This window comes from Weissella thailandensis, from assembly GCF_005405465.1.
Classification (GTDB): domain Bacteria; phylum Bacillota; class Bacilli; order Lactobacillales; family Lactobacillaceae; genus Weissella; species Weissella thailandensis.
In genome coordinates, this window is sequence record NZ_BJEC01000002.1 from 23,963 (window position 1) to 38,354 (window position 14,392).

Consider the following 14,392-nt stretch of genomic DNA (forward strand, 5'->3'; position numbering starts at 1 on the left):
GAATAATTAGTCTTTACTTTTACGAAACTGCAAGACAACTTGCGAGTTAGCTTCTAAATTAGTGTTTGCTGATTGCATCTGTTCAAAGTCCGTAAATTCTGTTTGATTTGTAACAACCACAGCCACTGTATCATCTAAACCAGCTTTCTTAATCGCTGGATCCCAGAATTCAATCAACTTCGTGCCCTGCTTGATTTCCTGGCCTTCAATTACATAAGAAACGAATCCGGTACCATGCATATCAACCGTTCCAAAGCCAATATGAATTAACACGGCAACCCCGTCTTTAGTGACTAACCCAATTGCATGCTTCGTTGGGAAGACTCGCTTAACCATTGCATCAAATGGTGCATAGACTTTTCCATCAAGTGGCTTAATCGCGAATCCTTGACCAACCTGACCACTAGCAAATGTTTTGTCTGATACCGTCTCCAAATCAACCACCGTTCCTTTAATTGGTGATGTCATGGTGATTGCTTTAGCATTGTCAGTCGTTACTGAATTATCTTCAGCAGAAACTGTCTTTCCCCATGTCTTTGCAAGTTCTTCAACAATTGCTGCGTGTCTTGTTTCCGTTAGTGTTGACTTACGCCAAAAGATGACAAAAGCAATAATAAGTAGCAATGCTGGTACGGCAAACATCATAATTTTAAATTTCAACTGACCAGCCGCCGTAATTGAAGCAGCTGTTGCACCAGTTGTCATGCCGGCAATAACAGCAACTTGTCCAACAATTCCGTTTGACAAAGCACCACCTAATTTATCTAGCAGTGGACGAATTGACAAAGTTAGTGACTCATCACGATGTCCTAGTTTCAATTGACCATATTCTACCGAGTCAGAAATAATCATTAATACAACCAAGAAAATAACTGCTTGAGGTACTTGGAACATTTCAGCAGCAACCATAACCATAGCAAAGTTTTGACCTGCTAATGCAAAGATCAGTAACCCGGCTAGCATAATTCCAATACAAGCGGCAAAGACACGGCGACGATTAAACTTATCAACTAGCTTAGGAAAGATTGAAACAGATACTAAACTAATGACAATATTTACCCCCTGGAAAACAGAGAACAAAGTGGACTTTCCCAAAATAAATGTGAAGTAATAAAGAACTAGCGAATTCTCAATATTGATTCCAATTGCATAAATACCATAAGTCAGAGCAATCCACATCAATTGATCATTTTTAGCTAGTGAAGAGAAAATTTGCTTAAACCCAATCGTATCTGAGTCGTTTTTACGTAAATCTGATTGTACTTCTTTCGTACCTAAACCAACGATCCAAGACGTTGCAATACCGACTAATGCCACAACGAGTCCAAAGATAAACCAACCACGAGCATCCCCAGTACCATTAGCTGGATTAACAGAGAAGAACAGCACAAGTGGCATCACGACAACACCAACTAAACCACCACCAAGCGTTGATCCAATTCTGGCAAACGATGAGGTCCGTTCTCTTTCTTTAGAACTAAATGACAATGCCGGAATCATTGACCAAAAGGCAACGTCTTTAAAGGAATAAAAAACATCCATGGTGATATATAAAATAGCAAATAGAACTAAATAGATAAATGGATGTGATTGGTTTAATCCACCTAAATCAGTAAATAGTATCATCAAGGTAATTGAAGTGATTGTCCCACCAATAACCACCCATGGTTTAAATTGCCCAAAACGTGTTTTTGTACGATCAATCCAATTTCCAATAAATGGATCAATGACCAATTCCACAATTCTTAACATGGCGATGATTGCTGTAATATACATAATCATCCGGTCATCATGTACCTTGTCACCCGAATTAAATAAATGTGTGGTAACAAACATGATAAAGTACGTTGAAATCGTACCATAGAAAACGTCATTCCCGAATGCACCAAAAGCATAGGACGTTCGAGATATCATTTTCTTTAAGGCACTCTGTTGTTCTTGCCCATTAATATTTTGCATAATGTTCCCTCCACGAACAAACTAACGAAATTAAAGCAGTTAAGTGAGTCTGTTTACTTGTTTACCAAACCGCAAAACTATTGTAACCGCTTACTTTACTATTTGCAAGATTGTTCTCTTCGATAAAATTGCAAAAAAAAGATAGTTAGTATGTGATTACTAACTATCTTCTGGTTGTTTTAATTATGTTTCGAGTATCTACAATATATAATTGTTTACTTTTTTACTCATTTATTATTTTCTAAATACTTTCCCTAATCTCTAAAGTTGAATTGACAGTCACCTGTACTGCTGCCAGTCTATCACCAACAATCTTATCCCGAACTAAATTAATGGCCACTTTGCCTAATTCGCGAGAGTTTGGCCGAACAGTCGTCAGAGATGGGAACAAATACTGTGACATATTAATATCGTCAAAACTGACAACCGCAATATCTTCTGGAATTTTGTAGCCTTTTTCTTGAATAACCCGGTATACACCAACGGCCTGTAGATCATTTCCAGCCACAATTGCTGTTGGTTGCTTACCACTCAGGAGTATCTTCTTTGTTGCAGCAACCGCATCTTCTGTATCCCAACCTGTAATCTGTTGGTTAACTTGTTCTAACAAATTATTGATTTTCATCCACTCAACATAAGCCTTTTGTCGTTCGTCAACAGCATCAATCTCTGATAAGCCCGTTTGCGCCATTAACTTTTTATTACCGCCAATAAAGGCAATATCTTGATGGCCACGTTGATATAATAAATCTAGAATCGATTTTGTCCGTCTGCCGAAATCATTATGCACAACATCGTAGTTTTCAAAATCACGATAATCATCAATTATCACAACATTTTGGTTATAATGATAGATTTTGGCCAGTAAGTCCTCTGTTAAAACGCCCACAACAAGTACTGCGCCGTATATTGAAAGCCGTTCCCACTGAATATCAGCGCTAGTGGGCAATCTGATTTCATTAGCAATCTTCATCCCCCATAAACTTGCTTGTTGCGTTAACCCTAGTTTAATTTGTTGAAAATACGAATCGCTCAGTTCCTGTTCAACTGAAACGGCACTCACCAATGCTAAGTGTAGCTTTTCTGAATTATCCCTCACGGCAACGTCTGACAATTTATACTGTAGTTTATTAGCAATCTGCCAAACACGGTTTCTAGTTGCTTCAGAAACAGAAAATGACGTATCCTCATTTAAAATTCTCGACACGGTCGCCTTAGAAACCCCTGCTAATTTAGCAATTTCTTGAATACTCGCCATTTTTCTCCCTCATCCGTTATGATTAAAGCAACAGATAAATTTATACATACCTTATCTGTCAGCCTGATTAATTTCTTTTATTTTAAACCTTTTTTATAAACATTGATTATAGAAATTATTTTATATAATAAGTATAAAGTAAAACTAAAATAACTGTTAATGCTGATGCTACAAAATAATTCCTAACTGGAGGTAATTTACCATGCAAATCATTATTGCACCCGCAAAGAAGATGGTCACCGATGATGCCAATTTTCTACCAATTCAGACACCACTTTATTTAAACTATACGGAACAAATTTTCCAAGCGCTACAAAATCTGACCTATGACGAAGCCCAAAAGCTATGGCAAACTAGCGATAAACTCACACAAGAAAATTATCAGAATTTACAAAACATGGATTTGCAGCATCCTTTGACTCCCGCCATCCTAAGCTATTCAGGCATTCAATATCAATATATGGCACCAAATGTTCTGAGCCAAGCTGCGCTAAACTACCTGCAAAAAACACTATGGATCCTATCTGAATTCTATGGCGCACTACGACCTTTTGATGGGATTGTCCCTTATCGATTAGAGATGGGAGCTCATTTAAAGGTTGCTGGTACCAAAAACTTATATGAATTTTGGGGTGACCGTTTATACCAAGCAGTTCGTAATCAAGGGCCAATTATCAATCTAGCATCGAAAGAGTATGCTAAAACAATTACCCCTTACCTACAAGATGATGATCAATTCATTGATATTATCTTTGCCCATCTCATAGATGGTAAGCTCAAAACAAAAGCCACGTTAGCTAAAATAGCCCGTGGCGAGATGGTTCGATTTATCGTGGAAAACAGATTAACCACAGTCGCACAACTTAAACAATTTCAATCAGAAACATACACTTTTGATGCGGACCGTTCAGAATCACAACGACTAGTCTTTATTGGTAAATAACTTACTTTAAATTCCAAGCAGCATATTGTGAGTTACCAAATAACTTTTTAATATCATTTTTCGTTTCTTTTGTCTGATAAAGTTTAACAATTTGCTTATAAACTTTCTTATTAGCCTCATCCTTACGCGCTGCAATCAAATTAACATATGGATCGACACCTTTCTTCAAATTTTGTGTCAGTAAAATATCCTTGTCTTTTAGGTTCGCATCATGGGCAAAGTTTCCATTAATAACCCCTGCATCTGCTGTCTGCAAGGCTGAGACGGCTTGTCCAGCATCAACTTCCTTGATTTTCAAGTTTTTAGGGTTAGATGTAATATTCTTAGCTGTTGGATCAGTAACATGCTTATTGTATTTGATGAGCTTTGCTTGCACCAGAACATTTAAGGCACGCTCCTCATTAGTTGCATCGTTAGGGACAACAATCGTCGACCCCTTCTTAATATCACTAATTTTGTCAGCCTTTAATGAATATAAACGCATCGGCACAATGACGGTCTTACCAATTGATTTTAGTTTATTCCCTAATTTCTTGTTTTGATCATCAAAGAAAATTTTTGTCTGAAAGGCATTCAGATCCAAGCTACCATCAGCTAAAGCCTGATTAGGTTTTACATAGTCATTGAATTCCTTTAACTTAATTTTAATGCCATACTTTTTTTGGGCCCTTTGTCCAATATCTTCCCAAAGTTCACGTGATGTGTCGCCAACAACACCAACAGTCACGGCCTTTTTTGCATCAGCATTTGCGTTGACTACCGGTAAGGCAGCCGTTGTTGCTAATGCAGTGGTTGCCAAAACAAGTCCAAATTTAATTTCACTTCTCATAATTTTCTCCTCCAAATAAAAAATCCCGTCGTACTACATGATGTAATACAACGGGACGATTAATTATCGTGTTACCACCCGAGTTCTGTCCAAATAAATGAACACTCAATTTGAGTACGCGCATCCATGCGGTGATACTCTAGCGCAATAACGGGCGCTACCGGAAACGGCTAATCACATAACTCGCCAATTCTTAAACTCCAAGGCCATTTTCGTTAACTAATATTGACTGCTTCCCACCTAACGCAACTCTCTGAACAATTTAGTTTTAACTACTTACCTCTTCTTCGTTGCATTTATTATATTTAATACAAAATTAAAAGTCAATAAGTAAATTAGCGTTTTATCATTTAAAGTCAATGTTATCACCACTTATTAATATCATATATTTTGGAATAACAGAAGTGATATTACGAATTAATTGAATTATGTTACCCTGGTACTATAAATAATCCAGGAGGACGAATAAATGGATGAATCATATGACAGAAAAGCCATTCGAAAAAAATTAAAACAGAAAGCAAAAACGACTTTACATAGAGATCTATGGGGAAATGTTGGTTTAACAGCCCCTATTATTCTAATTTTTTATTTAGAGCTTTTTGTCTCTTATGTAGCAGACGAACACAGTTCATCAACAGCCGTAGCAATTACCAATCTAGTAGTGGCAATTGCTGCTATTCTTATTATTGCCTATACACAGTATGTACAATCATACCAATCACTTAAACAATTACGTGATGATTCTGAACTAGCTAAGCCAATGCAGTCATGGTTTAAAACCTATTTGACAAAGCATTGGCAAAGAACATTATGGCTAAGTGTCTGGATGGTAACCTTATTCCTAATCGGTTGGGGCGCATTGGTATTTGTTGGCCAATTAGTCACGCAAGCTTCGTTTTTACTCATTATTATTTCTAGCTTGACTTACACGCCAGTGCCTAGTTTTGTTTATTGGTTATTAACAGTTGGGATTACTCTAATCGTAGTATTCGCTATTGTTTATCTCCTGAAATTATATAAGTACATCTTAGTCCCATTTATCGGTTATAATGAACCGTCACTAAAAGGATTCCAATTAATTGCGAAATCACGTCAGTTAATGGTTGGACACCGCTGGGAGATATTTGTTATGCATCTAAGTTTCTTCTGGTGGGTACTATTGACAATAGTTACACTGGGTCTAGCTGGTTTTTATACCGTACCTTATATGGTATTAACCCTAGCCGGCTACTTTGACACATTAAATGATGCACAAAAACAACAAGCTGAACTTGAAATTCAAGAGAATAAAAACAAGGTCCAACCAGTTGTATTACAACCTTCAAATTAGATGAAAAATAAAAATGCGAGTGTCATGAATAAATGACACTCGCATTTTTTATGTCTTTATCGTTCAACAATCATTAACTGTTGCTTACCTGACTGACTTGCTCTATCCAGACCTACTTCTTCGATTATGGCAATTGATCTTTGATCATTTCGCGGAATGATCAAAAACTTCGTAAAGCCTAAACGGTTCGGCGTATCAGTTTCGTAATATTCTTCCTTAGTTTGAGATTCATCCCCAACTATAATCCAAACATCCTTAGCAATACGTCGTCGCTTACCCATCAAATGCAGTACGCCTTCACGGATATGAAGTTCGCTACCATCAACCGTTTCAATACATTTCATCCCAGTCACCCTATTCTTACAACCTAACAGTTTAGTCAAACACTTGTTTATTAATAACTTGTAACTGATCATCCAGTGTATAAATAATTGGTTTTGCATTTGGGACAGCAATTTGATCTAATTCATCATCGGCAACCTGGTCAAGATATTTAACCAAGACACGTAAACTGCTACCATGGGCAACAATCAATTCATTGTTTCCCGCTTGCAGCCTTGGTGCAACATTTTTATCCCAATAAGCACGAACTCTCGTCAGTGTCATCTCTAAACTTTCCGATAATGGCACATCAACACCAATACGATCATAGGCGGGCTGGTGGTCTCTAACTGATAATTGCGGCGGTAAATCTTTAAATCCTCGTCGCCAACGCTCAACTTGTGGTTTACCAAATTGGCGGCGTGCTTCATCTTTATCTAAACCAGCTAATGCCCCATAATGTCGTTCGTTCAAACGCCATGTTTTAAAGATGGGAATCCAATTAATCATCAGTTCATCGCAAACAATATAAGCTGTGGTAATGGTTCTTTTCAAAAATGACGTGTGAACATCATCTATCTCAATATGTTCTTTTTTAAGCAATTGGCCAGCTGCTTTAGCTTGTGCACGTCCTGTATCTGTTAGTGCTGCGTCTGTCCAACCAGTAAAAGTATTTTGCATATTTGCCGTACTCTCACCATGACGCATCAATATTAATTTAACCATGGGCAGCCTCCTTAATTTATTGTGCAATTATCATTCATTACCATAATGATTCCATTATAAACGTAAACCCCAGTTTGTTAAATATGTAACATAATTTCGTCGACGCATTTGTCCAATCATATAGAAAACAAATGATCTTTCAACGTAACACTAAAGAAATATATTATTCTTCTTATCAAATCTTTTGGTTCTAAATATATCAATTTTTCTTCAAAATAATATACTTTTGACAGTCTGTGATACTAATGTAAGTCTTTTTTAATGTTTTTTTTGGAAAAGTACGGTATTTTAGTTGCTAGGTAAAAAAGTCGCCTTAAGGAGATGGATAAATAACTTTTTATGAATACAGAAACAATTGATACAAACAAAACAACAAAAAAGAAAAGAGTTTTATGGGCTGATTATGCAAAGTGTTTTGGAATTATCGCTGTCGTAACTGGTCATGCTATCAATGATGTGGCAGGAAAAGGCTTAGATGTTACCTACAACGCCATCTATTGGTGGCATATGCCACTATTTTTCATGATCGGTGGTTTTTTCCTAAAAAAAATCAGCCATGGCTTTAAAGGTTGGTCTTATTTATTTGGCCACCGTATTAAACCCCTATTAATTGCCTACTTTCTAAATGGTGCAATTTTAATTATTTTAAGTCACTTCTTTAGACAGCAGTCTTGGGAATACACTTTTTCTTATTTTGGACGTTTAATATATGGTGGTAGTACGCTTGATAATTACCTCAGTGTTTTCTGGTATATGACCACCTACATGCTCGCAATTTTCATGACAACCTTACTTATATCTTATGTTAAAAAAGTTTGGCTACAATTTGCGATTGCCATTGGTTCATTCGCTCTTGGTGTCGCACTGCAAGATATTACATTTTTCGGTAGTGCTGATTTCCCATGGGATGCACAAATAGCCTTGTTAGCAGTCTTTTGGATGTTGCTTGGCTATTATGTGTTTAAACTATTCCCAAAAATCAACTGGCATCACAAGCAACTGTTTGCCTTCGTTGGTACGCTAACCTTCATTGGTTTAATTTATTTGTATGCCACGGATAATCTTGACTTTGTCCTTTGGTTAAAGTCTTCTAACATCCACAATGCGCTACAAGCTTTTGTGATTCCACCAATTCTATGTCTTGTTGTTTTTATTGCTTGCGAAGGTCTTGAACATCTTGGTAATTTTGCACCAACTACTTTTATTGGAAAAAATACCGAAATAATCATGTTTTACCATCGTGCAGCCTTTGATATAACGACGTTGACTGTCTTCACGGATAATTGGTATTTTAGAATTATCATTGGTTTGGCAGCCCCTATTTTGCTAGCCTGGTTGCTCCGCAAATTCAAAAATACTAACTTCTATCATAGAAGGCAACAACTTGCAGAAGAAAAGAAATCAGAACGCGTAAAGATTGCTTTGCCAGTGACAATTGGCTTATCTGCTGTTGGTGCTGTGTGGGCATTTTCTTCATACCAACAACAATCACAAACGTCTAAAAATTACGTTATGTCAACGACCCCCACTATTTTTATGCATGGTTGGTCAAGTAATTTAACTGCTGAACAATCATTCATTAAGGTTGGGACTGAACAGAATATTGTCACTGAAGAAATGATCATTCATGTGACACGTGATAATAAATTGCAAGTGCAAGGACGCTTAACTGGTAACAATGATAATCCGGTCATTTTGGTACAGTTTGATAATAACCGTGTTGGTGAAATACGCTATGCTCAAGGTTTACGTCGCATCGTTAGTTATTTGAAGGATAAGTACAATATCAAAGATTTTAATGCCGTTGGCCATTCAATGGGAGCTTATGCATGGGTGTACTACGGGATGCACTGGGGCGCTGACCCCAACCTTCCCAGACTGAATAAAATGGTCGTCTTAGCCGGTCCTTATAATGGTATTTTAGACAAAGGACATGCCAATCAACCCAAAAATGGTGCTTTAGCAGGTCTTTGGGATGATACCCCTCATGAAAATTCATTAGATAAGAATGGCCGTCCTAAAATTATTCACGAAGAATATAACACCTTACTTGCACGCAAAAATAACTTCCCCATCAATACCCAAGTACTTAATATTTATGGTGACTTAAAAGATGGGACTAGTTCCGATGGCTTAGTAACAGTTCAGTCTACAAGAGCACTACGCTATTTAGTATCAGATCGTGCCCGCTCATATCAAGAATTTGAGGTTACTGGTGAAGGTGGTCAACATAGTCGCCTACACATCAACAACCCTGTTGTTAACGATAAATTAACTGATTACTTATGGGGTAAGTAGATTTTTAATGACTATTTATTGAATAAAACGTCCCGCTGGTTAAATTCTAATAACCAGCGGGACGTTTTATGCTATTTAACTAGTAGACGTATCTAACAAACTTACTGTTAGGTCTGCCAACTTTTCAATCGGTAAATCTTTATTTTGCTTATTCCAATCAGACAAAATTTGCGTTAATCCACCGGCAACAAAACCATAGACATATTGACTATTGTTCTCACCTGAAATTTGTAAACTATTCATGCATTCACGAGCGACTTCAGTCAATAATGGTTCCAGGTGGTTAGCGAGTAACACATCAATTTCTTGTTCATGCATTTTATAGAATTTAAAAAATAAGTAGATCAATTGCGACGACGAATTATCGGATTTATCAATTGCTTGCTTATAATCAATAAAGATACGATTCAATTCACTACGAATCACTTCTTCACGATTGGCAAAATTCGCATAAAAAGTCTGTCGTGATAATCCTGCGCGGTCAGCTAACTTTTTAACTGATATATTCTGATAACTCTCTTCTTGCAGTAATTCAAACATGGCACTGACAATCATCTGCTTTGATTGCAGGGCAGTTGAGTTATTTCCTTCGTACATAAACTTGACACTTTCTGTTTTCTGACAAACTTAACACGTAAAAGTTGACACATGTAAAGCCTGCGTTTACTCTAAGGATATCATATAATAAGAGATATTGATAAGGAGAGTATTTATGGCAAAGATGATTGCTCGTGCAGCAAATAAACCCGAAGATTACACTCGCTTTAATGTGACACCAAATACGATTCTTCCTAGAGAAGATGGTATGCGTACAAAAGCTGATGAAAAGAACTTCGAATGGTGGTATTTTGACGCTAACTTAACAGATGGTCGTAATGTTGTTGCCACCTTTATGACGAAAGATCCTTTTAATTTAAGTACCGAATTAAAACCTTGGGTATCGTTTGAAGTAACTGATACTGATGGCAAAACAACAAGTTATCGTGAAGATGTCACCGCACAAGAGTTTTCTGCGCGTACTGATTATTGCGATGTCCATACCGGCAAAAATTACCTAACTGGTGATTTAAAAACATATACTTTACACTTTGAAAAGAACGGTTTCGTAGCTGATTTAACCATTAAAAACATCCTTTCTTCATGGCGTCCTGCTGCTGGTGCCAATTTATTTGGTGATAAACAATTTAGTTGGTTACCTGCCGTCCCTGCCGCTGACGTTACTGGTACACTAACTACAAATGGTCAAACAAGCGACATAACTGGTAAAGGCTATCACGACCACAACTGGGGTGATGAACTGATGATAAAGATGATGCATCATTGGTATTGGGGTCGTGCGGATGTTGGTGATTATAAAGTTATTTCAACAGAAACAACCGCAGAAAAAGCATATGGTTATAGCAAACTCCCCGTTATGATGATTGCTGACCATGGTGAAATCATTAGTGGTGATGAAAGTAATATGGTCGTTGAAGATTCTGATGTTTTCATTGATGAGCATACTAAAAAGCCCGTGCAAAAAAACTTGAAGTATACTGTTAAAGGCGAAAAAAATACCTATGTTGTGACTTATAACATGGACAACATTATCTCTGGTTTCAAAATGATTGATGAAATGACCGGTATTAAAAAACTATTAGCCAAGTTAAGCGGCTTTGATGGCGCTTATTTACGTTTTACTGGTACCATCAAGGTAACAAAATATGCAGACAATAAAATTGTTGATGAGGCTGTTAATCCCGATGGTATCTGGGAATTAATGTACTTCGGTAAAACAATTGATGAATAATTTATAAGGAGATACATCCCCATGGTAATCGTACTTTGGATTTTACAAATTTTACTAGCGTTACTGTTCTTAAGTTCCGGCTATTCTAAGACTTTTCAATACAATAAAAAGGAAGCCGAATTGAAAAAAATGGACCATCTCGAATCAAAAGGTCTCATTATGTTCATCGGAACGGCAGAAATGTTAGGGGCTTTAGGACTAATTTTGCCTAAAGCAACAAGTATTCTACCCGTATTAACGATGTGGGCAGCTATTGGCTTGATGATCATTATGCTAGGAGCCTTCTTTACACATTTAAAGTTTAAAGAATACCAAAATGCAACCTTTGTAACGGTTGTATTCCTATTATTGTTAGCAATTGCCGTTTATGCCGTCTAATTACTACTAACTATATATTATATAAAAAACTCTCAAAGAAAAAATTCTTTGAGAGTTTTATTTATTAATAGCTGCCGACATTAAATCAATGCCATCCTGCAGCTCTTCACGTTTTGGTAACCGCCCTTCATTCAAAATAAAGTCAACATTACTCATCGCTAAACTGACCACTAAATAAATCACAAAATCAGACTGTTTACGGTTAAATATCTTTGAATAAATATCAACAAATAATTGTCGAAGTTGCGGATCAAAACTCATTTTCCCTAAAGAAATTTCTCGTAATAACTGAATGGTTTGTTTATTGTCTAATAAATAATCAACCAACTCATCGGAGAAGAAGCTATAACTATCAAAACTACTTTGTAAATGCCTTTGCTTTTCCCCTTGTTCAAAAGCACTCTTAAATGGTGCTAAGTAATCTGCGATTAGTGCAGAAGCTAATTCAAATGTACTTGAATAGTGTGTATAAAATGTCGTTCGATCAATCATACTTATCTTAGCCAACTTAGTTACTGTCATATCATGAAATGGCATCACCAACAATTGTTCGATGAATTTTTCCTTTATCATTGTTTCAGTTCTTAAAAATCTTAAATCCATATACAATCCCCCCACTTTTATTCTACAACTGTTGTTTTATTATACACTATTTAAAATGTTGACGTGTTAATTAATCGTCTTAATTTATATACTTTACTTATAAATTAATAAACAAAATAATAAGTAATCGCACAACAACACAAAGGAGCATGATAATTATGGATAACTACACAGTTAACTTTTCTGTTGATGGACAACCTGTTAGTGAAGAAGAAATTCTTGATATGGAGTTAAGTCGGTACCATCATGTTTTTAAAATATTCAATGACAAGAATATTGATATTAAAAAAGATAATACAGTCATCCCCTACGAGGATTTGTTAAGACTACCTTTGTCTGAAGCAAAAGAAGCTTTAGCACAAACTCGTGAAGATATTGGTAAAGAAAAGACTTTGGAATTATTTAAACCTGAAATCGTGCGTGGTGATGACATGTGGACTGAAATTGCTAATAATTCACGTGAAGGTGTCAACATGCAAGAAGCCTACGTTGACGTTGAAGTACATGGTATTACCTTAGTACAATTCATGATGTTTAATCAGAAATTAGCCAAAGAAAACAATCTATACATGCCTTCAATGATTCACCCAGAACATTACTATTTTGATGCTGACAAGTCTGGTAAGCAAGTCATTATCGAAACATTTGGTATGTATAAGGATCCTTCATATCTTGACTTAAAGCCCGGCAAGATTGAACCTGATTTTTCAGTAAAACCTAAAGAAAATGCTGATATCGTCATGGCTGGAAACACATTCTTAAAGAACACTGGCTTGGATACTAAGATGTTGGGAATGCACCAACTAACAGGTACAGAAGACGGTATGAAAATCAAATTAGGTGTTTTGCTGCCGGAAGGTGCTCCTAAAGATATCGCCGATGGTCATAAGTGGCACTTGATGGTTGAATTTAACAATGGGCTACACATTGCTGCCCAACAACATCCATCATTTATTCAAAGAAGAGCGTTGGAAACAGCCATCCATCACATGGCAAAGAAGAATTAATTAGTTGTAACACAAAACAGTGCCGAACGATCATACGTTCGACACTGTTTTTTCTTTATGACAACTTAATTTTTTCGAGCAACTATCGAAAATGTTAATGGAATTTGTGGATAGCCTGCTGGCAATACCCATCCTTCTTTATCACGATCAAAAGTAAGCATTAGTAGTGCTTGCCAATCTGTTTCTCGATGTTCCCCCAATGATTCAATTACTAAACCAGCTTCCCGTAATGCTGAAATAATTTCTTGAAAATCATGTGCCCAATTATGATTACGTTGATGAGTTAAGGTTTGTTTTTCAGAACTATCCGTCACAACTGTATATGAAGTATCGGCATCATATGAAGACTCAGTACCACTAAAATAATCGTTCTTTATGGTCATCCCCTCATTATCAAGGGCAAATAATAATGGATGGTTATCGCGAATCATAAAGATTCCGTTGGGCGCTAATAAATCAGCAATTGATTCTGCCCAATCTTTTAAATCAGGTAACCATGTAATCGTGCCTGCACTAGTTATCACGACATCAAATTGTCCTAATTTATCTGGTAAAGCAGTGGATGCGAAACGTGCATCCCTTTCAACATAGGTAACAGCAGCGCCTGCCTGTTTCGTTAACCGACGTGCATATTCTAATGAACGTGGTGAAAAGTCAAGCCCATAAACCGCTTGTGCGCCTAGTCGCCACCAACTAATCGTATCATTACCAATATGGCATTGTAGGTGCAATAATCGTTGCCCTGTCAGCGACTGCTGTGGTAAAAATGGCTGTAGCACATCTAAATCACGCTTAACTGTACCAGTAATGGCCGATGAATCATTAACAAACTCATCTAAGTCACCATAACCCCCATTTGCGTGAACATTTGCGCGATCTTCCCAACTTGCTAAATTATCACTAATATCATTTTGTTTTGTCATAAGCTCCCCCCATTTATTGATGACT

General features: G+C 36.7%; 14 protein-coding genes and 1 other annotated feature. Of the genes, 6 read left to right on the plus strand and 8 right to left on the minus strand.

The features are described from left to right. Positions 1-6 precede the first annotated feature (6 nt). Both FFM62_RS01160 and FFM62_RS01165 read right to left on the minus strand, forming a co-directional pair. Positions 7-1,959: a sugar MFS transporter gene (locus tag FFM62_RS01160; RefSeq protein WP_115470526.1), complete on the minus strand. Its 1,953-nt coding sequence runs from the start codon at positions 1,957-1,959 to the stop codon at positions 7-9. Positions 1,960-2,200: 241 nt separating this feature from the next. Next, on the minus strand, positions 2,201-3,217 hold the full coding sequence (locus FFM62_RS01165; RefSeq protein ID WP_115470525.1) for a LacI family DNA-binding transcriptional regulator: 1,017 nt from the start codon (positions 3,215-3,217) through the stop codon (positions 2,201-2,203). Positions 3,218-3,419: 202 nt separating this feature from the next. Here FFM62_RS01165 and yaaA point away from each other — a divergent pair, with 202 nt between their 5' ends. Further along, entirely contained in the window at positions 3,420-4,160 is a 741-nt protein-coding gene (yaaA, locus tag FFM62_RS01170) for a peroxide stress protein YaaA (RefSeq protein WP_115470524.1), read from the plus strand. A gap of 1 nt (position 4,161) precedes the next feature. On the opposite strand, the gene FFM62_RS01175 is transcribed toward yaaA, so the two are convergent. After that, entirely contained in the window at positions 4,162-4,989 is an 828-nt protein-coding gene (locus FFM62_RS01175; RefSeq protein ID WP_115470523.1) for a MetQ/NlpA family ABC transporter substrate-binding protein, read from the minus strand. 48 nt (positions 4,990-5,037) lie between these two features. Next, positions 5,038-5,286, minus strand: a binding site (T-box leader). 172 nt (positions 5,287-5,458) lie between these two features. Here FFM62_RS01175 and FFM62_RS01180 point away from each other — a divergent pair. Then, on the plus strand, positions 5,459-6,322 hold the full coding sequence (locus tag FFM62_RS01180) for a DUF975 family protein (protein WP_115470522.1): 864 nt from the start codon (positions 5,459-5,461) through the stop codon (positions 6,320-6,322). Positions 6,323-6,378: 56 nt separating this feature from the next. Here FFM62_RS01180 and FFM62_RS01185 read toward each other — a convergent pair whose 3' ends face one another. Both FFM62_RS01185 and FFM62_RS01190 read right to left on the minus strand, forming a co-directional pair. Continuing rightward, on the minus strand, positions 6,379-6,666 hold the full coding sequence (locus FFM62_RS01185) for a hypothetical protein (protein ID WP_115470521.1): 288 nt from the start codon (positions 6,664-6,666) through the stop codon (positions 6,379-6,381). A gap of 31 nt (positions 6,667-6,697) precedes the next feature. Continuing rightward, a complete protein-coding gene (locus FFM62_RS01190) occupies positions 6,698-7,369 on the minus strand; it encodes a 2,3-bisphosphoglycerate-dependent phosphoglycerate mutase (protein WP_075269554.1) in 672 nt (223 codons plus the stop codon). 339 nt (positions 7,370-7,708) lie between these two features. Here FFM62_RS01190 and FFM62_RS01195 point away from each other — a divergent pair, with 339 nt between their 5' ends. Beyond that, a complete protein-coding gene (locus FFM62_RS01195) occupies positions 7,709-9,667 on the plus strand; it encodes an alpha/beta hydrolase (RefSeq protein WP_115470520.1) in 1,959 nt (652 codons plus the stop codon). Positions 9,668-9,742: 75 nt separating this feature from the next. Here FFM62_RS01195 and FFM62_RS01200 read toward each other — a convergent pair whose 3' ends face one another. Then, positions 9,743-10,264, minus strand: a complete 522-nt coding sequence (locus tag FFM62_RS01200) for a TetR/AcrR family transcriptional regulator (RefSeq protein WP_115470519.1) — start codon at positions 10,262-10,264, stop codon at positions 9,743-9,745. Positions 10,265-10,379: 115 nt separating this feature from the next. Between FFM62_RS01200 and FFM62_RS01205 the strand changes: the two genes are divergently transcribed. Then, positions 10,380-11,456, plus strand: a complete 1,077-nt coding sequence (locus FFM62_RS01205) for a carotenoid 1,2-hydratase family protein (protein ID WP_115470518.1) — start codon at positions 10,380-10,382, stop codon at positions 11,454-11,456. 21 nt (positions 11,457-11,477) lie between these two features. Next, positions 11,478-11,834 (plus strand): DoxX family protein, encoded by a 357-nt coding sequence (locus FFM62_RS01210; RefSeq protein WP_075269551.1) that lies wholly within the window; start codon positions 11,478-11,480, stop codon positions 11,832-11,834. 57 nt (positions 11,835-11,891) lie between these two features. Here FFM62_RS01210 and FFM62_RS01215 read toward each other — a convergent pair whose 3' ends face one another. Beyond that, on the minus strand, positions 11,892-12,437 hold the full coding sequence (locus tag FFM62_RS01215) for a TetR/AcrR family transcriptional regulator (protein ID WP_075269550.1): 546 nt from the start codon (positions 12,435-12,437) through the stop codon (positions 11,892-11,894). A gap of 158 nt (positions 12,438-12,595) precedes the next feature. Between FFM62_RS01215 and FFM62_RS01220 the strand changes: the two genes are divergently transcribed. Next, complete coding sequence (locus FFM62_RS01220) at positions 12,596-13,444, plus strand: hypothetical protein (protein ID WP_075269549.1); 849 nt, start codon at positions 12,596-12,598, stop codon at positions 13,442-13,444. 65 nt (positions 13,445-13,509) lie between these two features. On the opposite strand, the gene FFM62_RS01225 is transcribed toward FFM62_RS01220, so the two are convergent. Next, positions 13,510-14,367 carry a class I SAM-dependent methyltransferase gene (locus tag FFM62_RS01225; protein ID WP_115470517.1) on the minus strand — a complete coding sequence of 286 codons (858 nt, stop codon included), beginning with the start codon at positions 14,365-14,367 and terminating at the stop codon, positions 13,510-13,512. Positions 14,368-14,392 lie beyond the last annotated feature (25 nt).